Consider the following 20,824-nt stretch of genomic DNA (forward strand, 5'->3'; position numbering starts at 1 on the left):
AGCCCGGTGACGTGCTGGAACGGCCCCTCTGCAGGGCCCCGCCGCGAGCCCGGTGACGTGCTGGAACGGCCCCTCTGCAGGGCCCCGCCGCGAGCGTGCGAGCGGTGGGGGGCAGAGGGGTCCTTCTAGGGTCGGGCCATGCGCGCGGTAACCCTCAGCGGATCCGGTGGCCCCGAGGTGCTCGGCTGGGGCGAGGTCCCCGACCCGGTGCCGGAGCCCGGCGAGGTGGTCGTCGACGTCGTCGCGACCGCGGTCAACCGGGCCGACCTGCTCCAGCGGGCCGGCTCCTACCCGCCACCCCCGGGGGCCAGCGAGATCCTCGGTCTGGAGTGCAGCGGGGTCGTCAGCGAGGTCGGCGAGGGCGTGACCGGCTGGTCGGTCGGCGACGAGGTGTGCGCGCTGCTGTCCGGGGGCGGCTACGCCGAGCGGGTCGCCGTCCCGGCCGGGCAGCTGCTGCCCCGGCCGGCCGGGGTGGAACTGGCCACCGCGGCGGCGCTGCCCGAGGTCGTGTGCACCGTGTGGTCCAACGTCTTCATGCTCGCCGGGCTGCGCCGCGGTGACACGTTCCTGGTGCACGGCGGGTCCAGCGGCATCGGCACGATGGCCATCCAGCTGGCCGCCCGCGCCGGCGCCCGCGTGCTCACGACGGCGGGCACCCAGGCCAAACTCGACGTCTGCCGCGAGCTCGGCGCCGAGGTGGGCATCAACTACCGCGACGAGGACTTCGTCGAGCGGGTGCGGGAGGAGACCGACGGCGCGGGCGCGAACGTCGTCCTCGACAACATGGGTGCCAAGTACCTGGCGCGCAACGTCGACGCCCTGGCCACCGGCGGGCGGCTGGTCTGCATCGGGATGCAGGGCGGCACCAAGGCCGAGCTGGACCTGGGCAAGCTGATGCGCAAGCGGGCCTCGGTGCACGCCACGACGCTGCGGGCCCGGCCGGCGACCGGGCCCGGCGGCAAGGCCGAGATCGTCGCGGCGGTGCGGCACGACGTGTGGCCCGACGTCGAGCGCGGCGTCGTCCGGCCCATCGTCGACCGGCGGCTGCCGCTGTCCCGCGCCGCCGAGGCGCACCGGGTGGTCGACGCCAGCGAGCACGTCGGGAAGGTGCTGCTCATCGCCGAGTAGAAGGACCCTCCTGCCCCCCACCGCTCGCAGGCTCGCGGCGGGACCCTGCAGGAGGGCCGTTCCAGGACGTCACCTCTCTCAGCGGGGGCGCAGGGCCGCGACCGCGTCGATGAGGTACCCGACCTCCTCGGCCGTGTTGTAGTGCATCAGCCCCAGCTGGACGGCGCCGCCCTCCTCGTTGACCCCGAGCGCGTTGAACAGCTCCCGGGCCGAGAGGTCGCCGTCCCACGCGCAGATGCCGCGCCGGGACAGCTCGTGGGCCACCTGCCGCGGACGCATCCCGGCGACGGTGAACGACAGCGTGGGCGTGGTGTTCGGCGCGGAGCCGATCACCTGCACGTGGCGCATCGCGCGCAGCGCCTGGTCCAGCCAGTCGAACAGGCTGCGCTCGTAGGTGGCCACCGCCGTCATGGCGGTGCGCAGCCGCTCCCGCCGGGTGCCGGTGGCGTCCTCGCACAGCGCGGCCAGGTACTCGACGGCGGCGGTGACCCCGGCCAGCAGCTCGAAGGCGTGCCCGCCGCTCTCGAAGCGGTCGGGCACCCGGTCGGGGACCGGCGCGAGCTTCTCCGGTTCCAGGTCCACGAGCAGCCCCGGGTCGGCCACCACCGCACCCACGTGCGGGCCGCACCACATGTCGGCGGCGACGGCGAGGAAGTCCGCCCCCAGGGCCCGCAGGTCTAGCAGGCCGTGCGCGGCGGCGTGCGTGCCGTCGACGTAGACGAGCGCACCGGCCTCGTGCGCGCGCCCGGCGATCGCCGCGACCTCCGGCCGCGTGCCGATGGCGGAGCTCGCCGCCGTCACCGCGACCAGCCGGGTACGGGGGCCGAGCAGCTCGTCGTACTGCCAGTCGGGCAGCTCGCCGGTCTCGATGTCCACCTCGGCCCAGCGCACGACCACGCCGGCGCGGCCGGCCAGCTCCACCCAGGGCCGCACGTTGGCGTCGTGGTCGAGCCGGCTGACCACCACCTCGTCGCCGGGCCGCCAGGTGCGAGCCAGTGCCCGGGCGAGGGTCCAGGTCAGCCGGGAGGGGTCCGGCCCGAGGACGACGCCGGTGGGGACCCCACCGACCAGGTCGGCGACGGCGGTACGGGCGCTGGCGAGCAGCCCCTCGGCACGCGCGGACGCCGGGAACACCCCGCCCCGGTTGGCCACCGGCACCCGCATGGCCTGCGCCACCGCGTGCACGACGTTCTCGGGCAGCAGCGCGCCGGCCTGCCCCTCGGCGTGCACCAGACCGTCGGAGAGACCCGGGAAGAGGCCCCGGACGCGGGCGACGTCCAGCCGCGCCTCCCCCGGTCCCATGGCCCTCGACACTAGACGTTGCCCCTGGCGGCCGGAGGCGACCAGGGCCACCCCGGCAGGCCTCCGCGAGGCCGGGGAGGATGGGGACATGACCGCACCTGACAACGGCAGTGGACGCCCTCAGCAGGTCGTCGTCGTCGGCCCCGACGGCCGGCCCGTCGGCACGATGCCCGTACCCGACGGCGGGCCGCTGGGCGCGCGCGGCGACGACCCGGCCGGCGAGGGCGGCAGCATCGGCGAGATGGTCGAGCAGCCGGCGAAGGTCATGCGGATCGGCACGATGATCAAGCAGCTGCTCGAGGAGGTCCGCGCCGCGCCTCTGGACGACGCCAGCCGCAACCGGCTGCGCGACATCCACGCATCCTCGATCCGGGAGCTGGAGCAGGGCCTGGCCCCGGAGCTACGCGACGAGCTCGAGCGGATCACGCTGCCCTTCAGCGAGGGCGAGACGCCGTCGGACGCCGAGCTGCGCATCGCCCAGGCCCAGCTGGTCGGCTGGCTCGAGGGCGTCTTTCACGGCATCCAGACCGCGCTGTTCGCCCAGCAGATGGCCGCCCGCGCCCAGCTCGAGGAGATGCGTCGCCGCGCGCTGCCCGGCGGCTCGCAGCCGGCGCCGGGGCCGCACCCGCACGCGGGCGGCCAGTACCTGTAGCGACGACATCGTCGGCCTGCCGGCCGACACCGCGGCCAGGTGCCGTCCCCGGCTGTCGCTGAGCCCCGGACCCCCGTCCCTGCTCGGGGGAGCCTCCGGCCCCCCGCTCGCAGGAACCACACCGCAGCCAGGTGCAGCAGGCCGGCGACTGGCACGCGGTCGGTCACGGGGCGGGCACGACACGTGTGGCCGATGTCCTGACCTGGTGAACGGCCCGGTGGGGCGGTTTCGGGCGGTCCGCGGACACCCACCCGAGCCGGTCGACGGCCGGAGATCTCGGCCGTCGACCGACGCGTGGAGGACCCATGACCAGCGAGCAGACGAGCACCGCACGGACCGGGCGCACCGGCGGGTCGAACGGCCTGGCGGTCGCCTCGCTGGTGACCGGCATCGCCGGCATCCTCTTGGCCCTGCTCTTCGCCGTCGTGGGTCTGGCCCTCGGCGTGGTGGCCGTCGGCCTCGGCGCCGCGGCACGGCGCGACGGCGGACGGGGTGGCCAGGCCACGGCCGGGCTGGTGACCGGCACCATCGCCATCGTGCTCGCGATCGTCAACATGGTGGTGGCCTACAACCTGTTCACCTGAGCGGGCACGCACGCTGACGGCGCCGTCCCGCGTGGCGGCGCCGTCGGCGTGTGTGCGGGCGGTCAGACCAGCGGCAGGTGCTTGACCACCCGGGCGGCGATCCGGCCGACCCGTCGCCAGTCCGAGGAGAGCGCCTGGGCCGGCGTCGTGACCACCGGCGTCCCCTCGGGCAGCGTGCCGTGGTGCACGGCGGCGGCACCGGCCGCGTCCAGGCCGATGCCCACGCCCAGCCGGGACTCGCCGGCCGCCGCGTGGGCCAGGGCGGTGGCGTCGTCCGGGCCGGGGACCTCGGTGACGTCCGTGGGCACGCCCTCCTCCTCGACGCCGGCGCAGACCTGCCGCAGCACCACCGCCGGGGCCCCGGGGTGCCGGTACACCAGCACGGCCGGCCGCGGCCCCGGCGCCGTCAGCTGCTCCGGCACCGGGCCTCCTCCGCCACCAGGGCGGCGTGGGCGCGGACCAGACCCGATGCGACCGCGTTGCGGGGTCCCTCGGTGCCGAGCACGTTGCCCGTGCCGCAGACGATCCCGTGCGGGGCGAGGGCGTCGGCGATCATGTCCGGGATCTCGAAGTCCAGCGCCGAGCCGCCGAGCAGGACGACGAACTCCAGCGCCCGCAGGTTGCCCCCCGGCGCCACCTGGCGCAGTGCGCGCAGGGCGTTGACCACGAAGACCCGCCGTTTCGCCTCGCGGCGCACCCGCCGGACGTGGTCCAGGCCGTGCCGGGTGGGGACCGGTGCGGGACCGTCCGGGGTCAGCACCACGACCCGGGCGAAGACGTGCGGCGGCAGCGGCTGATCGACGAACTCCACCGTGCCGTCCTCGTGGCGCAGGTGGAAGAAGCTCTCCACCTTGCCGAGCGGGAACCACTTGACGCCCTCGGCCACTTCTCGGTCGCCCAGCGCCAGCTCGGAGTCGATCAGCTTGGTGACCAGCTCCCCGGCCCCGGCCACGTGGACGGCCGTGCACTCGCCCTCGCGGGTGAGCAGGGCGGCGTCCGTCGAGCCTCCGCCCAGGTCGAGGACGGCGATCGGCCGGTCGACGCCGGGCGTGGTGAGCGCACCGCCCACCGCCATCTCGCCCTCGACCCCGCCGATCCCCGCCGCGGCGCCCAGCCCCTCGGACACCAGGTCGGCGACCAACTGCATCCGGCTGCGGCTGGTCCGCACCATCGCCGCGAGCGCGACCGCGTTCTCCAGGGCCACCTCCCCGGCCAGCCCACCGCGCACCTCGGCCGGGACGAACGTGTCGACCGCGAGCACGTCACGGATGGCGATGTCGGACACCGGCACGTCCGGCTGGCCGGCGACGTCCATGACGTCGGCCATCGTGTCGCGGACCTGGGCGAGCATGCCGCCGACGTGGGTCCCGGGCTCCCCGCGCGCGTCGTCGAGGGGCTGCGCCCGGCCGACGACCTCCATGATCGCCTCCGCGCCGGCGTCGACGTCCACCCGCAGCGTCTTGCCCGCGCCGTGCAGCACCAGCTCGCCGACCGGGATGCGCCGATCGGTGACGTCCCCCGTCGGCGTGCGCACGACCACCGCCGAGCGGTTGCCGGTCAGCGCCCGGGCCACCGGGGACACCTGCCGGGTCTGGACGGGGTCCAGGTCGAAGACGGTGGCCAGGCCGTAGGAGTTGGACAGCGTCCGGATGGTCCGCCCCGGTGCGGCCACCTCGACGGCAGCCAGCATGCCCAGCGGGACCTTCTCCACGGCGGAGACCTCGTCCACCACCGGGATGGGCCGGGCGAGCCGGTTGGTGACCAGGACGGCGTCGTCCCCGGCCAGGATCGCCGCGACGACGTCCACACCGGCGGCGACGGCGGCGTTCAGCGTCGCCGCGACGTCGTCGAAGTCCCACCCGTGCGGCACGACGCACACCACCGGCTCACCGGGCTGCTGCTCTCCCAGCTCCCCGATCGACCGCGTGGTGCCGACGCCGAGACCCCCACCACCCGGGGTGGTGGGGTTGTGCCCGATCATCGTCGACTCGGTGATGATCGTCTCGGTGATCGTCTCCATGGCCAGGCCGCTGATCACCGGCGTCGCCTCGTTCAGCAGCACGGTCTCGACCTGGCCCGCGCTCCGGCCCGCGCTGGCCAGGGCGCCGCGGATCGCCTTGAGGGCGCCCTCGGTGTTGTCCGGGGTGCCCTTCACCCCGGTGGTCCGGGTCAGGTCGGTGCCCAGGTAGGTGATCGAGCCGTCGGGCGCGACGACAGCCAGGCACGCCTCGGTCGTCGAGTTGCCGATGTCGACGCCGACGACGAGCAGCCCCTCCGGCGGGGCGCCCTCGCGTGCGCCCACCTCAGCCGGCGGTGCCCGGACCGAAGACGGCCTCGACCTCCACCGGACCCCGGCCCGCCTCGATGCAGTCGAACTCCTTCAGGTGCAGCAGTGCCGCCTTCGCCTGCCAGCGGGGGCGGGCCATCTGGTCGTTGCGGGTCGGCACCGGCTGCGGGGACTCCCCCTTGGCGTACTGCGCGGCGTTCGAGCCGATCATCCGGAACACCGGGGCGTCGAGCAGCGGGGACTGCGGAAAGAGCTCCAGGTTGCTCAGCCGCGGCAGGTCCTTCTGGTGGATCATCGTCGTGCCGCGGGAGAGCACGCCCACCGAGATCCCCGACCCGGACAGCCTCGCCGCGGTGTGCGAGATAGCCGCCAGGTCCGCGGTGTCGAGCACCCGCACCAGCCGCGCCGTCACGCCCTGTTCCTCGACGCCGGCCATCAGCTGGCGGAGCACCTCGGCGTGCGGGACGTCGACGATCGTCTTGGTGAAGTGCCCGGCGAAGGCCGGGGACAGCGCGATGACGACCTCGTCGGGGCGGGTGCCGCGCCGCGCGGGACCCACCTCCCGGAGGCTGACCGTGCGTTCCGGCGCGGTCGTCGTCGGAGTGGTCATCGTTCAGCCCACCTCGGCCTCGGGGTTGGTCGACGACGTGACGTGGCGCAGCTTCTTGAGCTGCTCCCAGCGCTCGCCCTGGAGCCGGTACCCGGTGCCCGGACCGGCGTAGTCGTTGGGGTCGTTGATCGCCGACAGCGGTGTGAAGTCCGCTGTCAGGACGGCGGAGGTCTGCAGCAGGTCACCGGACACCCGCTGGCGCAGGACGGTGAGCAGGTTCTCCGCGACGTCGTGGAAGCCGGCCGACTCCAGGCCCTTGACCAGGTCCAGGCCGGTGATCTCCCGGTCCATGATGGACTGCGCGCCCTTGAGGTCGGCGAGCACGTCCCGGAGCGGGTAGTCGTTCGAGGAGTTGGCGTAGGTGGCCGCCTCGATCTCGTCGTCGGTGATCGGCGGGAGGTCGAGGTGGGCGAAGACCGCCTGCAGCGCACGGGCCGCCTTGTTGCGGGCGGCGAGGATCTCGTCCTCGCGGACGTGCCGGAGCCCCCCGTCGACCTGGAAGTCCCGCTGGATGGTGTTCCAGTCGTCGAAGTCCTCGGTGTCGAAGTTCGACCCGGCGAACATGTTGTCGGCGTTCGGGACCGACGAGTACCCCGAGCACACGAAGTCGGTGCCCGGGAGCATCTGGGGCATCGCCCGCGCCGTTCGACGCATGGCAGAGTGCGAGAACGACTGATCGTTCCCCGACGCGCACTCCAGGTCGACCATGCTGGCCACCAGGTTCTCCGCGGCCACCGCCCGGAGGCCGCCCGGCACCGCCCCGGGCACGCCGATGCAGCTGATCGAACCGTTCTGCAGCCCCTGCACCCCGGCCCCCTTGGCCATCAGGATGCAGCGGATCTCCAGGTACAGCATCGACTTGCCCTCGGCGTTGCCCATCTGCACCTCCGACCCGGTGCCCGAGGTGAAGCGCATCTTGATCCCGCGCGAGGCGTACGCCGCGGCCAGGAACGACTTGGACCACGGGGTGTCGTCCCCGTCGACGAACACCGACTCGGTGCCGTAGATCGAGATCGTCTCCGCGTAGGCGGTGATGCCGCGCATCCCGAGCTCGAGTTCGGTGGCCTCCTCCAGCGCGCACTGCGTGAGCACGCCGCCCCGGCCGACCTGGGCGCCCACCTGCAACGCGATGGCCACCAGGGGGGCGTACCGCAGGACCCCCAGGGTCGTCTCCAGCTCGGCGAACCCGCGCAGGGCTCCCTCGGCGGCGTCCGCGGCGACCTGGATCGGGTTGTCCCGGGCGCTGGTGGAGTGCCCCTGGTTCGCCGGTGTGCGCCGGGCACGCATCTTCTGCATCCCCTGCATGATCTCCACGACGTTCATCAGCTTGACGACGTCGAGGACCTTGGCCGGCGTGAGGCCGCGGGTCACCGCGAGCACCTCGTCGCGGGAGACCCCCGGGTCGATGAGCATCCGCGCGATCTGGGCCGAGGAGATGGCCATGGACGCCTCCGCCGACGCAACGTCGATCGCGTGGTTGGCGATGAAGGTGTCCATGAAGTCGAAGTCGTCACGCGACCTGCCGTCGAGCTCGACGATCCGGCCGTCCTCGACCCGCACGCTGGGCGCCGGGTCGAAGTCGCTCTCCATCGCGACCAGGCCCTTCTCGGGCCACTCCTCGACGAACCCGTCGAGGTTCACCGGGCGGCTCTCGAGGACCTCGGTGCGCGTCGAGGTGCGGGGTTTCGTGCTGGTCATGGGCGGGACGTCCCCTCTCGGTCCTGCGGAACGGGTCAGCCGACGTCGGCGGTCGGGCGGGCCAGGAGGTCGCGGCGCGCGTAGACCTCGGCGGCCTCGCGGACCAGGGCGGCACAGACCGGCGCCCCGTACGTCCCCTCCAGGCGGTCGGCCAGCTCACCGAGCTGCGCTGCCGTGGACGCCCGCGGGCGCAGCGCGTTGTACATGCCGAGGACCTCGTCGTCCGGGATGGCCGTCATCTCGGCGGCCCGGCGGAAGTTGGCGGCCAGCTGGGGACGGCCGCTGGCGTCGGCGAGCTGCGCCTGCAGCTGGAGGGTCTCGGGCGCGATCCGCAGGTCCTCGGCCGAGAGCTCACCGGAGACGACCGCGTCCATGGTCAGGGCCGTGATCGGCTTGCCGGTGGGGGTGCGCAGCAGCTCGGGACGGTTGATCGACAGGGGGTAGTCCGCAGCGGTCAGCTCGGGCGGCCGGGGGGCGCTCATCGCAGGCTCACTCCTCGGTGGGTCGGCGCATCGGGACGTCGCAGCGTCGCGCCACTGTGGCACGCGCCACGTTGCACCGACGTTGCATCGACCCGGCCGCCGTCCGGACCTCTCCACCCGGCCGGGCCGGCACCTGCCCGGCCGGGCAGGGGACCCGGTGACCTTCCCGGTGGCGGGACCGCCCGGCGCGCCTTGCTGGCCGGACGGGCATGGGTGATGATCCGCGGCAGGCCGGGGCCGCCCGCCCGGCCAGGACGCTCGGGGGTGTCATGACCCGTTCCGCCCGGCACCGGCTCCCCCGCACCGGCCGTGACCTGGCCGGTACCGACCCGGCCGCGCACGCCAGGCGGCTCGCCGAGACCTTCGACGCCGTGCTCGGCGACGGTCCGGTCCGCCGGGCGCCCCGTCCGGTCGTCTCCGCGTCCTGGGAGCGCAGCCTGGCGGCCCGCGTGGACCCCGACCGCCGCACGCCGCCGGTGGTGCACGCCCCGAACGAGCTGCGCGACATCCGATCGGCCCACCCGCTGGGCGCCGTCATGCCGCTGCTGCGGAACAGCCTGGCGGGCGTCGCCGAGGAGGCGGTGCACCTGCTGCTCGTCACCGACGCCGCGGGCCACATCCTCTGGCGGGAGGGGGCCGTCGAGCTGCTGGGCCCCGCGGACCGGGTCGGCCTGTTCCCCGGCACGGACTGGAGCGAGACCGCCATCGGGACCAACGCGATGGGCACCACGCTGGCGGTGGACGCGCCGGTTCAGATCCACTCCGCCGAGCACCTGGTCCGCACGTACCACTCGTGGACGTGCGTGGCCGCGCCGGTGCACGACCCCGACACCGGGGCGGTCCTGGGGGCGGTCGACCTCAGCGGGCCGCTGCGGGTGATGCACCCGTCGCTGGCACAGCTGGTGTCGACCACCGCGCAGCTGGCCGAGGCCGAGCTGCGGGTCCGCACGGCCGAGGCCGACCAGCGCTTCCTGCTGCGCAACGCGCCGCACCTCGCCCAGCTAAGGGGCACGGCCGGCGCGCTCGTCACCCCCACCGGCCGGGTGCTCGCCCCCGACCCGTCCGGCGGGTGGCCCGACCGCGTCGACCTGGACGGGGCGACCGACCGGGTGCTGCTGCCCGACGGCCGGGAGGTGCTGGTCGAGCCGCTCGCCGAGGGCCACCTGCTGCGGGAGCCGCAGCGCCCCTCCCGGACGACGGGCCCGTCGCGCACCTCGGCACTGGCGCTGCGGGTCACGGGCAACGGCACGCCGAGCGCGGTGCTCGACGGTCGCGCCGTCCCCCTGCCGCTGCGTGCGGCGGAGATCCTCACCGCCCTCGCCCTGCACCCGGAGGGCCTCACCGGGGAGCAGCTCGCCTACCTGCTCTACGGGGACGACGGCAACCAGACGACCGTGCGCGTGCAGATGCGCCGGCTGCGCTCGCTGCTGGGCGCCGACGTGCTGCGCACCCGCCCCTACCGGCTCGCGGGCGCGGTGGACAGCGACTTCGGGTCGGCCCGCCGGGCACTGCGCGCCGGGCAGGTCGCCGCCGCCCTGCGGACGTGCGCCGGCCCCCTGCTGCCGCGGTCGGACGCGACCGAGATCCGGCAGCTGCGCGAGGAGCTGACCGCCGGGCTGCGGTCCGCGGCGCTGGCCACCCGCGACGTGGGGGTGCTGCACGCCTTCGTCCTGCACCCCCAGGGCGAGGACGACCTCGACGCCCACGACCGGCTGCTCGCCCTGCTGCCGGCCGGGGACCCCCGGGCCGCCGGGGTGGCCCTGCGCGCGGCCCGCCTCCGCGCCGAGTGAGGAAGCGCCACCGTGATCATCGGCAGGTGGTCGTCCGACACGCCGACGGGATCAGCCACCCGCCGATGATCACGGCGCGCTGGGCGGCCGACGGTGTCACAGCGAAGCGAGGAAGGCCGCGACGCCGTCGTCCTCGTTGGTGCCGGTGACGTCCGTGGCCGCGGCGAGCAGGTCGGGGTGGGCGTGGGCCATCGCCACCGCCCGGCCACCGCCCTCGCGCACCCAGTCGAACGCGGCGATGTCGTTGGGCATGTCACCGAAGACGACGACGTCCTCGGGGCCGACGCCGTGCTCGGCAGCCACCTTGGCGATGCCGGTGGCCTTGGTGACGCCGCGCGCGGAGATCTCGGCCAGCGCGTCGGTGGAGGAGTTGGTGACCGTGGCGGTCTCCCCCACGACCCGCTCCACGAGCGCGATGAAGTCGTTCCGCGGCAGCGTCTCGTGGCGGGCCAGCAGCTTGGCCACGGGCGCGGCAACCATCTCCTCCAGCGTCGCCACCGCCACGCCGGGCGCGTCGACGTCCCACCGCGGCTGGTAGACCGGCTCGTGGCGGAACTCCAGGCCGTACTCGACGGCGAACCAGGTGTCGGGCTGGTGCCGGCGCAGCTCGGCGGTGACCTGCTGCAGCACCGCGGGCTCGAGGGCGTCCTCCTCGAGCACCTCGAAGCCGGCCAGGTCCAGCAGGACGGCGCCGTTGCAGCACACCGCCGTGCCGTGGCGCAGCACCTCGCGGATGCGGACCATCCAGCGCGGCGGCCGGCCCGTGGCGAGCACGACCGGTACGCCCTCGGACCGCCAGCGCTCCAGCTCAACCACCGTCGCGTCGCTGACGGTGTCGTTCCCGCGCAGCAAGGTGCCGTCCATGTCGGTCGCGATGAGCCGCGGTTGCCAGTCAGACACCCGGCCGCCTCCCGTCGAGCAGTGCCTCCAGGTAGCGGGCGACGCCGTCGACGTCGTGCCCGCTGGTGAGCAGCGGGGTGGCCGCCCGGACGGCGGGGTGCGCGTTCGCCACCGCGACCGCCCGGCCGCCGGCGTCCCGCACCGCCTCGATCATCGGCAGGTCGTTGGGCATGTCGCCGAAGACCAGCACGTCGCCGAAGCCGACCCCGTAGCGCTCCAGCGCGATGGCCAGGCCGGTCGCCTTGGTGATGCCCGGCGGGAGCACCTCGATGAACCCCAGCCCGGCGTGGGTGACCTCGGCGCGGGACGGGTCGACCACCTCGCGGGCCCGCGCCAGCAGCTCGTCCTGGCCGAGGGTCTGCGAGCGGAGGAAGACCTTGAGCACCGCCCCGGTGGGCAGCACCTGGTGCCGGGGCAGCAGGTGCGCCGGTTCCGGGTAGGGCCAGTCGAAGCCGTGCTGGACCCGCAGCGGGGAGTGCACCTCGCCCTGCTCGGCGGCGTCCTCCACGGCGATGACGAGCTCGCCGGCGACCGACTCGATCTGCTCGATGACCGCGGTCGCCTGCTCGCGCGGCAGGCCGACCGTGCGCAGCACCTCGTCGCGCTCCAGGTCGACGACGAAGCCGCCCTGCGCGAGGACGGCGATGCCGCGCCCGTCGAGGGCCGCGCGCACGCTGTCGAACAGCCGCGGGCCGCGGCCGGTCACCCCGACCACCGGGATGCCGACGTCCCAGCACGCCGTCAGCGCCGCCCGGGTGCGCGCGCTGACCTCGCCGTCGGAGGTGAGCAGCGTGCCGTCGAGGTCGGTGGCGACCAGCTCGGGCCGCCAGGTACCGAGGTCCCCGAGCTCGACGACGTCCTCCGCCCTGGCGCCGGCGGTCCCGGTGCTGGGCAGCACGTCCGGCCGGTCAGCCCTCATGCGACCGGCCCGGCGCGGGCGCCACGAGCGTCATGCCGGGGGTGAGCGCCTCGACGCCGCCGAGCAACGGGCGCAGCGCCTCCGGCACGTGCACCGACCCGTCGGCGCGCTGGTGCACCTCGAGCAGGCAGGCGATGGTGCGGGCGATCGCACAGAGCGTGCCGTTGAGCGTGGCCGCGGTCTGGTTCCTCCCGTCGGCGTCGCGGTATCGGGTGTTCAGCCGGCGGGCCTGGAAGGTGGTGCAGTCCGAGGTCGAGGTGAGCTCCCGGTAGGTGCCCTGCGAGGGGAACCAGGCCTCGATGTCGTACTTGCGGGCGGCGCTGGTGCCCAGGTCGCCCGCGGCGATGTCGACGACGCGGTAGGGCAGCTCCAGGGCCTGCAGGAACTGCTCCTCCCAGGTCAGCAGCCGCAGGTGCTCCGCCGCGGCGTCCTCCGGCCGGCAGAAGCTGAACATCTCGACCTTGTCGAACCAGTGCACGCGGATGATGCCGCGGGTGTCCTTGCCGTAGGAGCCGGCCTCGCGGCGGAAGCAGGACGACCAGCCCGCGTAGCGCAGCGGCCCGGCCGAGAGGTCGAGCACCTCGTTGCTGCGCATGCCCGCCAGCGCGACCTCGGAGGTGCCGACGAGGTAGAGGTCGTCGCGCTCGACCCGGTAGACCTCCTCGTCGTGCTCGCCGAGGAAGCCGGTCCCCTCCATCGCCTCGGGCCGCACCAGGGCGGGGGCGACGACGGGGGTGAACCCGGCCGTCACCGCCTGGCCGATCGCCAGCTGCGCCAGCGCGAACTCGAGCATCGCGCCCGGGCCGGTCAGGAAGTAGAAGCGGGCGCCGGAGACCTTGGCCCCGCGCTCCGTGTCGATCGCGCCGAGCGCCTCGCCGATCGCCAGGTGGTCGCGCACCGGGAAGTCGTGGGCCGGCACCTCGCCCACGGTGCGCAGGGTCACCGCGTCGTCCTCACCGCCGGGCGGGACACCGTCGTGGACCACGTTGGGGATGCGCAGGTGCGCCCTCCGCAGCGCCGCGTCGGCGGCCCGCAGCGCCTCCTCGGCGTCCTTGACCTCGGCGGCGAGCGCCTTCGCCTTCTCCAGGACGGCCGGCCGGTCCTGCGGCGTCGCCTTCCGCACCGCCTGCGAGGCCGCCTTCTGCTCGGCCCGCAGGTCGTCGGCGCGCTTGACCGCCTCACGGCGGGCGGCGTCGGCGGCGAGCAGCTCGTCGACCCGGGACTCGTCGGCCCCGCGGGCTCGCTGGCTGGCCTTGACGAGGTCGGGGTGCTCACGCACCAGGCGCAGGTCGATCACCGCTCGATCGTAGGTGGCCCGTCGGCGGCGTCCCGGCCACCCGACCCGACGGCGCTCAGCAGCTCGGTGACCGCGGCCCGCACCCGGGCGCGCTCCAGCTCCAGGGTGGCCAGCGTGTCGCCCACGGCGTGGGTGCCGGGGTCGGCGGTCTCGACGCGCTGAACGCGGCGCTCAACGTCGCCCGGCACCCGCTGGTACGCATGGTCGCCGCCGACTCGCTGCTCGAGCCCGAGGCGCTCGTGCAGGTGGCCCGCCCGTTCGTCGAGGACCGGGCCAACGTGGTCGCCGCCGGCGGCGTCATCCGGGCGGCCAACGGCGCGCGGGTGGCCCGCGGCAGCGTCCTGGAGCCGCGGCTGTCCTCCCGGTGGGTGGTCCGCTTCCAGGTGGTCGAGTACCTGCGCTCGTTCCTGCTCGGCCGCACCGGCTGGGCCGACGCCAACGCGCTGCTCATCATCTCCGGCGCCTTCGGCCTCTTCCGGCGCGACCTGGTCGTCGAGGTCGGCGGCCTCGACGCGCTCTCCCTCGCCGAGGACGCCGAGCTGGTGGTGACCCTGCAGGAGCACCTGCGCCGGCAACGCCGCCCGCACCGGGTGGTGTTCGTGCCCGAGCCGGTCTGCTGGACCGAGGTGCCCGAGACCCTCGCCGTCCTGGGCCGGCAGCGCCGCCGCTGGTCGCACGGCCTGGCCCAGCTGCTGTGGAAGCACCGGCGGATGATCGGCAACCCCCGCTTCGGCCCGGTCGGCGTCCTCGGGCTGCCGTTCTTCCTGCTCTTCGAGCTGCTGGGGCCGGTCGTCGAGGTGGTCGGCCTGGCGTCGGTGGCGCTGGCCGCCGGCCTCGGGGCGCTGGACGTCCCGACCGCCCTGGTGATGTTCGGGCTGGCCCTGGGGCTGGGCACGCTGCTGTCGACCGCCGCCGTCGCGGTCGAGGAGTTCTCCTACGCCCGCTACACGCGCGGCCGGGAGGTCGGCGCGCTGCTGCTGGCCGGGCTGATGGAGAACGTCGGCTACCGGCAGCTGCACGCCTGGTTCCGGCTGCGCGGCCTGGTCGCCGCCCTGCTGCGCCGCACCCCGGTGTGGACGGCGATGCCGCGCACCGGCTTCACCGAGGCCGAGCCGGTCGCCGTGTCCTGGTCCGGCGAGATCGCCGATCTCGCACGGATGCCGGCCCGCGAGCGTGCGAGATCGCCGATCTCGCCGGGCTCGGCGTGCGGGACAATGGCCGTCATGCGGTTCCTGAACGGCCAGCGCCCGGCCACCGACCTCACCTACGCCGACGTCTTCATGGTGCCCAACCACAGCACCGTGGGCTCCCGGCTGGAGGTCGACCTGACCACCCCCGACGGGGTGGGGACGACGATCCCGGTCGTCGTCGCCAACATGACCGCGATCTCCGGCCGGCGCATGGCCGAGACCGTGGCTCGCCGCGGCGGGCTGGCCGTGCTGCCGCAGGACATCCCCGCCGACGTCGTCGGCGAGGTGGTCGCCTGGACCAAGGCCCGCCACCCGGTCTACGACACGCCCATCACCCTGTCGCCGACGTCGACCGTCGGGGAGGCCCTCGCCCTGCTGACCAAGCGGGCGCACGGCATCGTCGTGGTCGTCGAGGGCAGCTCCCCGGTCGGCGTGGTCACCGACGGCCAGTGCCAGGGCGTCGACCGGTTCACCCAGCTCTCCCAGGTCATGACAGAGGACCCGCTCACCGTCCCGGCCGGCACCGACCTGCCGAAGATCTTCGACGTGCTGTCCGGGGAGCGGGTCAGCGCGGCACCGGTGGTCGAGGGCGACCGGCTGGTCGGCGTCGTCACCCGCAAGGGCGCGCTCCGGTCGGCCCTCTACCAGCCCGCGGTGGACGCGAACGGCCTCCTGCTCACCTCGGCGGCCGTCGGGATCAACGGCGACGTCGCGGGGAAGGCCGGTGCCCTGCTCGCCGCGGGCGTCGACGTGCTCGTCGTCGACACCGCGCACGGGCACCAGGAGAAGGCGGTCGAGGCGGTGCGCGCGGCCCGCTCGGTGGCCGGGTCGATGCCGGTCGTGGCGGGCAACGTGGTCACCGCCCAGGGCACCCGCGACCTGATCGAGGCCGGGGCGGACGTCGCCAAGGTCGGCGTGGGTCCCGGTGCCATGTGCACCACGCGGATGATGACCGGCGTCGGCCGGCCGCAGTTCTCCGCGGTCGAGGAGTGCGCCGCGGCGGCCCGCGCGCTCGGCAAGCACGTCTGGGCCGACGGCGGCGTCCGCCACCCGCGCGACATCGCCCTGGCCCTGGCCGCCGGCGCGGCCAGCGTGATGGTCGGTTCGTGGTTCGCCGGCACGTACGAGAGCGCCGGGGACATCCACGACGACGGCTCCGGCCGGCTGTACAAGGAGTCCTTCGGCATGGCCTCGGCCCGCGCGGTCAAGGCCCGGACGTCGACCCAGAGCGGCTTCGACCGGGCCCGCGCCGGGCTGTTCGAGGAGGGCATCTCCTCCTCGCGGATGTACCTGGACCCCGCGCGGCCGGGCGTCGAGGACCTGGTCGACCAGATCGTCGCCGGCGTCCGCTCGTCGTTCACCTACGCCGGCGCCCGCACCGTCGACGAGTTCCACGAGCGCGCGGTGGTGGGGGTGCAGAGCGCGGCGGGCTACGAGGAGGGCCGCCCCCTGCCGACCTCCTGGTGAGGCCGCTCCCCCTCCCGGTCTTCGAGGGGCTGGTCGCCGACGCCCTCGACCAGGTGCCGCCGGAACTGCTGGCGCTGATGGACAACGTCGTCGTCCTGGTGGAGGACCGTAACGAGGAGGAACCCGACCTCCTGGGCCTCTACGAGGGCCACGCGCTGACCGAGCGTGGCTGGGAGTACGGCGGCGCGCTGCCCGACCGGATCATGGTCTACCGCGAGGCGATCTGTGCCCTCTGCTCGACCGCCGAGGAGGTCGTCGAGGAGGTCACCATCACCGTCGTCCACGAGATCGCGCACCACTTCGGCATCGACGACGACCGGCTGCACGAGCTCGGCTGGTCGTAGGAGGAGGACCCCCCTGCCCCCCACCGTGGAAGGACCCCGTCCTCATCCCTCGCAGGCTCGAAACGAGCCTCTGGACGGGGCCGGCGGCGGGGCCCTGCAGGAGGGCCGATCCCGGAGGTCACCGCCGCGTACCGTGATCGGCGTGCCAGAAGCCGCCGGGAAGCTGCCGATCAAGATGCTGCACGACCGCATCCTGGTCGCACTGCGCCGGGAGGACGGCGAGCGGCGGTCCACCGGCGGCATCCTGATCCCGGCGACCGCACAGGTGGCCAAGCGGCTGGTCTGGGGCGAGGCGCGCGGCGTGGGGTCCGGCGTCCGCCAGGTGAAGGTCGGCGACCAGGTGCTCTTCTCCCCCGAGGACCAGCACGAGGTCGAGGTGCACGGCGAGGAGCTGGTCATCCTGCGCGAGCGCGACGTGCACGCCGTCGCGGCCGAGCGGATCGAGGAGTCCACCGGCCTCTACCTGTAGGAGCGGTCCCGGTCCGGGCGCGCGGCGCTCAGTCGACGGCGCGGGCGTGGCGGACGATCACGTCGGTCATCTCCTCGAGGAACCGGTGGACGACGGCGAGCTCGTCCTCGGAGTGGCCCGCCATCGCGGCGAGCAGGTCGCGGTTGAGCCCGCCGAAGAACTGCGCGCCGGCGGCCATCGCGGACGCCGACATCTCCAGCGCCACCCGACGACGGTCGGCGGGGTCGCGCACCCGGCGCACGTGACCGGCCTTCTCCAGCCGGTCGACCAGCGCGGTCACCGACGCCGAGCTCAGCTCGACCGCCTGCCCCAGCGTCCCGGCAGTGAGCGCCTCGCCGCGGCGGGCGGCATCCATGATCGCGACGAGCGCGCGCACGTCGGTCCGGCCCAGCCCGTGGATCGTGGCGAACCGCTGCCCGACCGCGTCGAGCTCTACGCTCAGCCGGCGCAGCAGCAGTGCGACCTCCTGCCGCGGGTCGTCAGCCACCGCCCACCTCCCGGGGTTGCGCCGGCTGGGCCGGGTCCCTAACCTCTCGATCGTCGAGATTATCGCTGATCGAGGGATGACACCATGGCCCGGCTCCGCTGGCTGCTCCCCGCACTCGTCCTCCTCGTCTGGCTCGGCGCCGCCGGCCCCCTGGGTTCCCTCAGCAGCCGGCTGACCGGCCTGCAGGAGAACGACACCGCCGCGTTCCTCCCGGACAGCGCCGAGTCCACCAGGGTGGCCGACCTGCAGCAGGGCTTCTCGCGGACCGAGTCGATCCCCGCCGTCCTGCTCTGGGAGAGCACCGACGGGCGGCTCGACCAGCAGACCCTGGCCACCATCGGCGAGCGGGTCCAGGAGGCCGCCCGCGTCGCCGAGGAGGCCGGCGCCCTGGCCGGGCAGCCGACGCCGCCCATCCCCGCCGAGGACGGCGAGGCCGTGCAGGCGCTGCTGCCGATCACCCCGGACGTCGGCGACGAGATCGTGACGCTGGTCGAGGACCTGCGCGAGACGCTCCCGGTCGAGGGCACCGACGCCTTCGTCACCGGCCCCGGCGGCATCTTCGCCGACTTCGCCAACGGCTTCGCCGGCATCGACGGGCTGCTGCTGCTCGCCGCCTTCGGCGTCGTCCTGCTGATCCTGCTCGTCGTCTACCGCAGCCCGCTGCTGCCGTTCCTGGTCATCGGCACCGCCGGCCTGGCGCTCACCGCCGGCAACGCGGTCGCCTACCTGCTGGCCGACGCCGGGGTCATCACCGTCAACGGGCAGAGCCAGGGGATCGCCTCGATCCTGGTGGTCGGCGCGGCCACCGACTACGGCCTGCTGCTGGTCGCCCGCTTCCGCGAGGAGCTGCGGCGGGAACGGTCGAAGTACGCCGCGATGCGCACCGCGTTACGCCGGTCGTGGGAGCCGATCGTGGCCTCGGGCGCCACCGTCGTCCTCGGCGTGCTCTGCCTGCTGTTCTCCGACCTGGCCTCCAACCGCGGCCTGGGCCCGATCTCGGCGGTGAGCGTCACGCTGTCGGTGGTGGCCGCGCTGTCGTTCCTGCCGGCCGCGCTGGTGCTGCTCGGCCGCGCCGCGTTCTGGCCGTTCCGCCCGCGCTACGGCATCGAGCCGCCGGAGGGCCGCGGCTGGCAGCGGGTCGCCGCCGCGGTGGGCCGGCGCCCGCGCCGGGTGCTCGCGCTGAGCACGCTGGCACTGGTGGCCGCCGCCGTCTTCGCGCCCACCTACGACGCCTCGGGCATCACCTTCTCCGACGCGATCCGGGGCGAGTCCAACGGCGTCGCCGGGCAGGAGGCGCTGGCCCGGCACTTCGACGCGGGCTCGGGCAGCCCGACCGTCGTCGTCACGCCGGAGGCGACCTGGCCGGCGGTGGCCGAGGCGGCCACCGGCACGGACGGCGTCGCGACGGTGGTGCCCTTCACGGGGGGAGCCCCCGGTGGCCCGCCGGTCGCCGCCGACGGGCTGGTCCGGCTCGACGTGGTGCTCGACGTCCCGGCCGACAGCACCGAGGCCATCGACGTGGTGCAGCAGCTGCGCACCGAGCTGGACGCCGCCGACCCGGACGCGCTGGTCGGCGGCGACACCGCCAGCAACCTCGACGCCCGGGAGACCGCGGCCCGCGACCTGCGGGTGATCGTGCCGAGCGTGCTCGTGGTCATCACCGTCGTGCTGGCGCTGCTGCTGCGCGCGCTGGTCGCCCCGCTGCTGCTGGTCGCGACCGTCGTCCTCAGCGTCGGGGCGACGGTGGGCGTGGCCGCGCTGCTGTTCGACGGCGTGTTCGGCTTCCCGGGCAGCGACCCCGGCATCCTGCTGATCGCCTTCGTGTTCCTCGTCGCGCTGGGGATCGACTACAACATCTTCCTCATGACCCGCGCCCGCGAGGAGTCGCTGCGGCACGGTGCGAAGGACGGCGTGCTGCGGGCGCTGGCGGTGACCGGCGGGGTCATCACGTCGGCCGGGATGGTGCTCGCCGCGACGTTCGGGGCGCTGTCGGTGCTGCCGCTGCTGTTCCTCGTGCAGCTGGCGTTCCTGGTCGGCTTCGGCGTCCTGCTCGACACCTTCGTCGTCCGCTCGCTCGTCGTGCCGTCGGCGGTCTCGCTCCTGGGCGACCGCACCTGGTGGCCCGGCCGGTTGGCCCGCCGGCCCTCGCCCGAGGAGCCGGAGCGCGAGCTCGAACGGGTGTGATGCCGGTGATCATCGGCGGGTGGCTGCCCGACACGCCGACGACGCCCGCCAGACGCCGATGATCACGGCGGAAGCCGGCCTCACACGCGGCCGGCGCGCACCCGCTCGAGCCAGCCGGCGGCCTCGCCGAACGCCGCGTCGGTCGACACCGGCGTCACCGGCTTGTTGTGCCGGCCGTCGGTGCGCGGGTAGGAGCCGAGGAAGCGCAGGTCGTCGCAGACGCGGTGCAGCGCCGAGAGCGCCTCCCCCACCCGGGCGTCGGCGACGTGCCCTTCGCAGTCGAGGGAGAAGGAGTAGACGCCCAGCCGCTCCCGGGTGGGGCGTGACTCGATGCGGGTCAGGCTGATGCCGCGGACGGCGAACTCGCCCAGCAGGTCCAGCAGCGCGCCGGTGCGGTCCCCCACGACGGCGACCAGCGAGGTCTTGTCGTTGCCCGTCGGCTCGGGCAGCGGCCCGGGCGGGGCGACGAGCACGAACCGGGTGACGGCGCCGGGCCGGTCGGCCACGTCGTCGGCCAGGGCGGCGAGGCCGTACCGCTCGGCGGCGATCGGCGCGCAGACCGCGGCGTCGTGCTCGCCGGCCGCCACCTGCCGCGCGGCCTCCGCGGTGGAGGTGGCCGGCAGCGGGACGACGCCGGGCAGCAGCCGCGCCAGCGAGCCGGCGGTCTGGGCCAGCGCGTGCGGGTGGCTGGCGACCGAGCGGACGTCGGCCAGCGTCGCCCCCGGGCGGCCGGCGAGGACGAAGGAGACCGTCAGGAACACCTCGCGGGTGATCAGCAGCGGGTCGCCGTCGGCCAGGCCGTCCATGGTGGCCGGCACGGAGCCCTCGACGGAGTTCTCCAGCGGCACGAGCGCGGCGTCGACGTCCCCCGCACGGACGGCGGCCAGCGCGGCCGGCACCCCGGCAGCGGGGTACCGGGCGCCCTCCGGCGGGGCGACGGCGCTGATCAGGGCCGCTTCGGCGAAGGTACCCTCGGGTCCCAGAAAGGCGTACCGCGTCGGAGGCGTCCCAGGCACCCGACGAGGGTAGAACGG

20 protein-coding genes are annotated in these 20,824 nt (G+C 74.7%); 8 read left to right on the forward strand and 12 right to left on the reverse strand.

What is annotated here, in order from left to right; all coding sequences use genetic code 11:
* Positions 1 to 138 precede the first annotated feature (138 nt).
* The gene (locus BLW63_RS21900) at positions 139 to 1,128 is read left to right on the forward strand and encodes an NAD(P)H-quinone oxidoreductase (protein ID WP_091160981.1); all 990 of its coding nucleotides are present in this window, start codon (positions 139 to 141) and stop codon (positions 1,126 to 1,128) included.
* 78 nt (positions 1,129 to 1,206) lie between these two features.
* Here the strand turns inward: BLW63_RS21900 and BLW63_RS21905 are convergent, their stop codons facing one another.
* The gene (locus tag BLW63_RS21905; RefSeq protein ID WP_091160982.1) at positions 1,207 to 2,430 is read right to left on the reverse strand and encodes a cysteine desulfurase-like protein; all 1,224 of its coding nucleotides are present in this window, start codon (positions 2,428 to 2,430) and stop codon (positions 1,207 to 1,209) included.
* Positions 2,431 to 2,518: 88 nt separating this feature from the next.
* On the opposite strand from BLW63_RS21905, the gene BLW63_RS21910 reads away from it, so the two are divergent.
* Together BLW63_RS21910 and BLW63_RS21915 are read left to right on the forward strand one after the other, a co-directional pair.
* Positions 2,519 to 3,082 carry a bacterial proteasome activator family protein gene (locus BLW63_RS21910; protein ID WP_091160984.1) on the forward strand — a complete coding sequence of 188 codons (564 nt, stop codon included), beginning with the start codon at positions 2,519 to 2,521 and terminating at the stop codon, positions 3,080 to 3,082.
* Between the two features lie 305 nt (positions 3,083 to 3,387).
* Positions 3,388 to 3,666: a DUF4190 domain-containing protein gene (locus BLW63_RS21915; RefSeq protein WP_091160985.1), complete on the forward strand. Its 279-nt coding sequence runs from the start codon at positions 3,388 to 3,390 to the stop codon at positions 3,664 to 3,666.
* Positions 3,667 to 3,728: 62 nt separating this feature from the next.
* Here the strand turns inward: BLW63_RS21915 and BLW63_RS21920 are convergent, their stop codons facing one another.
* From BLW63_RS21920 to BLW63_RS21940, 5 genes are read right to left on the reverse strand one after another with little or no spacing between them, the layout of a single operon-like run.
* Complete coding sequence (locus tag BLW63_RS21920) at positions 3,729 to 4,088, reverse strand: glycerol dehydratase reactivase beta/small subunit family protein (protein WP_091160986.1); 360 nt, start codon at positions 4,086 to 4,088, stop codon at positions 3,729 to 3,731.
* On the reverse strand, positions 4,073 to 5,968 hold the full coding sequence (locus BLW63_RS21925) for a diol dehydratase reactivase subunit alpha (protein WP_091160987.1): 1,896 nt from the start codon (positions 5,966 to 5,968) through the stop codon (positions 4,073 to 4,075). The genes BLW63_RS21920 and BLW63_RS21925 overlap by 16 nt, the downstream gene beginning before the upstream one ends.
* Position 5,969: 1 nt before the next feature.
* Positions 5,970 to 6,563: a propanediol/glycerol family dehydratase medium subunit gene (locus BLW63_RS21930; RefSeq protein WP_091160988.1), complete on the reverse strand. Its 594-nt coding sequence runs from the start codon at positions 6,561 to 6,563 to the stop codon at positions 5,970 to 5,972.
* Positions 6,564 to 6,566: 3 nt separating this feature from the next.
* Positions 6,567 to 8,261 carry a propanediol/glycerol family dehydratase large subunit gene (locus BLW63_RS21935; protein WP_091160989.1) on the reverse strand — a complete coding sequence of 565 codons (1,695 nt, stop codon included), beginning with the start codon at positions 8,259 to 8,261 and terminating at the stop codon, positions 6,567 to 6,569.
* A 35-nt stretch (positions 8,262 to 8,296) separates the two neighbouring features.
* The gene (locus BLW63_RS21940) at positions 8,297 to 8,743 is read right to left on the reverse strand and encodes a diol dehydratase small subunit (RefSeq protein ID WP_091160990.1); all 447 of its coding nucleotides are present in this window, start codon (positions 8,741 to 8,743) and stop codon (positions 8,297 to 8,299) included.
* A gap of 269 nt (positions 8,744 to 9,012) precedes the next feature.
* On the opposite strand from BLW63_RS21940, the gene BLW63_RS21945 reads away from it, so the two are divergent.
* Positions 9,013 to 10,533, forward strand: coding sequence for a GAF domain-containing protein (locus BLW63_RS21945; RefSeq protein ID WP_091160991.1), 1,521 nt, complete (start codon positions 9,013 to 9,015; stop codon positions 10,531 to 10,533).
* A gap of 96 nt (positions 10,534 to 10,629) precedes the next feature.
* Here the strand turns inward: BLW63_RS21945 and BLW63_RS21950 are convergent, their stop codons facing one another.
* The 4 genes from BLW63_RS21950 to BLW63_RS28680 are packed head-to-tail and all read right to left on the reverse strand — an operon-like array spanning position 10,630 to position 13,774.
* Positions 10,630 to 11,433 (reverse strand): HAD family hydrolase, encoded by an 804-nt coding sequence (locus BLW63_RS21950; protein ID WP_091160992.1) that lies wholly within the window; start codon positions 11,431 to 11,433, stop codon positions 10,630 to 10,632.
* Positions 11,426 to 12,352, reverse strand: coding sequence for an HAD family hydrolase (locus BLW63_RS21955; RefSeq protein ID WP_091160993.1), 927 nt, complete (start codon positions 12,350 to 12,352; stop codon positions 11,426 to 11,428). The genes BLW63_RS21950 and BLW63_RS21955 overlap by 8 nt, the downstream gene beginning before the upstream one ends.
* Positions 12,342 to 13,649, reverse strand: a complete 1,308-nt coding sequence (gene serS / locus BLW63_RS21960) for a serine--tRNA ligase (protein WP_091160994.1) — start codon at positions 13,647 to 13,649, stop codon at positions 12,342 to 12,344. The genes BLW63_RS21955 and serS overlap by 11 nt, the downstream gene beginning before the upstream one ends.
* On the reverse strand, positions 13,646 to 13,774 hold the full coding sequence (locus BLW63_RS28680; RefSeq protein ID WP_280140561.1) for a hypothetical protein: 129 nt from the start codon (positions 13,772 to 13,774) through the stop codon (positions 13,646 to 13,648). Before BLW63_RS28680 ends, serS begins: the two co-directional genes overlap by 4 nt.
* Positions 13,775 to 13,777: 3 nt before the next feature.
* Here BLW63_RS28680 and BLW63_RS21965 point away from each other — a divergent pair, with 3 nt between their 5' ends.
* The 3 genes from BLW63_RS21965 (at position 13,778) to BLW63_RS21975 (ending at position 17,119) form a co-directional block, all read left to right on the forward strand.
* Complete coding sequence (locus tag BLW63_RS21965) at positions 13,778 to 16,306, forward strand: GuaB1 family IMP dehydrogenase-related protein (RefSeq protein WP_091160995.1); 2,529 nt, start codon at positions 13,778 to 13,780, stop codon at positions 16,304 to 16,306.
* The gene (locus BLW63_RS21970) at positions 16,303 to 16,650 is read left to right on the forward strand and encodes a metallopeptidase family protein (protein WP_091160997.1); all 348 of its coding nucleotides are present in this window, start codon (positions 16,303 to 16,305) and stop codon (positions 16,648 to 16,650) included. The genes BLW63_RS21965 and BLW63_RS21970 overlap by 4 nt, the downstream gene beginning before the upstream one ends.
* 142 nt (positions 16,651 to 16,792) lie before the next feature.
* Complete coding sequence (locus tag BLW63_RS21975) at positions 16,793 to 17,119, forward strand: GroES family chaperonin (RefSeq protein ID WP_244522729.1); 327 nt, start codon at positions 16,793 to 16,795, stop codon at positions 17,117 to 17,119.
* Positions 17,120 to 17,147: 28 nt separating this feature from the next.
* Here the strand turns inward: BLW63_RS21975 and BLW63_RS21980 are convergent, their stop codons facing one another.
* Positions 17,148 to 17,606 carry a MarR family winged helix-turn-helix transcriptional regulator gene (locus tag BLW63_RS21980; RefSeq protein WP_091160999.1) on the reverse strand — a complete coding sequence of 153 codons (459 nt, stop codon included), beginning with the start codon at positions 17,604 to 17,606 and terminating at the stop codon, positions 17,148 to 17,150.
* Between the two features lie 84 nt (positions 17,607 to 17,690).
* Between BLW63_RS21980 and BLW63_RS21985 the strand changes: the two genes are divergently transcribed.
* Positions 17,691 to 19,790, forward strand: coding sequence for an MMPL family transporter (locus tag BLW63_RS21985; protein ID WP_091161002.1), 2,100 nt, complete (start codon positions 17,691 to 17,693; stop codon positions 19,788 to 19,790).
* 80 nt (positions 19,791 to 19,870) lie between these two features.
* Here BLW63_RS21985 and pheA read toward each other — a convergent pair whose 3' ends face one another.
* Complete coding sequence (pheA, locus tag BLW63_RS21990) at positions 19,871 to 20,806, reverse strand: prephenate dehydratase (RefSeq protein ID WP_091161005.1); 936 nt, start codon at positions 20,804 to 20,806, stop codon at positions 19,871 to 19,873.
* Positions 20,807 to 20,824 lie beyond the last annotated feature (18 nt).

It is taken from the genome of Geodermatophilus africanus (genome assembly GCF_900107105.1).
Taxonomy (GTDB): Bacteria; Actinomycetota; Actinomycetes; order Mycobacteriales; family Geodermatophilaceae; genus Geodermatophilus; species Geodermatophilus africanus.

What these genes read in the sequence shown, in the direction of transcription:
- BLW63_RS21915 (WP_091160985.1), top strand. Translation starts at nt 3,388, where the DNA reads ATGACCAGCGAGCAGACGAGCACCGCACGGACCGGGCGCACCGGCGGG.
- BLW63_RS21955 (WP_091160993.1), bottom strand. Translation starts at nt 12,352, where the DNA reads ATGAGGGCTGACCGGCCGGACGTGCTGCCCAGCACCGGGACCGCCGGC.
- BLW63_RS21900 (WP_091160981.1), top strand. Translation starts at nt 139, where the DNA reads ATGCGCGCGGTAACCCTCAGCGGATCCGGTGGCCCCGAGGTGCTCGGC.
- BLW63_RS21905 (WP_091160982.1), bottom strand. Translation starts at nt 2,430, where the DNA reads ATGGGACCGGGGGAGGCGCGGCTGGACGTCGCCCGCGTCCGGGGCCTC.
- BLW63_RS21935 (WP_091160989.1), bottom strand. Translation starts at nt 8,261, where the DNA reads ATGACCAGCACGAAACCCCGCACCTCGACGCGCACCGAGGTCCTCGAG.
- BLW63_RS21945 (WP_091160991.1), top strand. Translation starts at nt 9,013, where the DNA reads ATGACCCGTTCCGCCCGGCACCGGCTCCCCCGCACCGGCCGTGACCTG.
- BLW63_RS21940 (WP_091160990.1), bottom strand. Translation starts at nt 8,743, where the DNA reads ATGAGCGCCCCCCGGCCGCCCGAGCTGACCGCTGCGGACTACCCCCTG.
- BLW63_RS21910 (WP_091160984.1), top strand. Translation starts at nt 2,519, where the DNA reads ATGACCGCACCTGACAACGGCAGTGGACGCCCTCAGCAGGTCGTCGTC.
- BLW63_RS21985 (WP_091161002.1), top strand. Translation starts at nt 17,691, where the DNA reads ATGGCCCGGCTCCGCTGGCTGCTCCCCGCACTCGTCCTCCTCGTCTGG.
- BLW63_RS21930 (WP_091160988.1), bottom strand. Translation starts at nt 6,563, where the DNA reads ATGACCACTCCGACGACGACCGCGCCGGAACGCACGGTCAGCCTCCGG.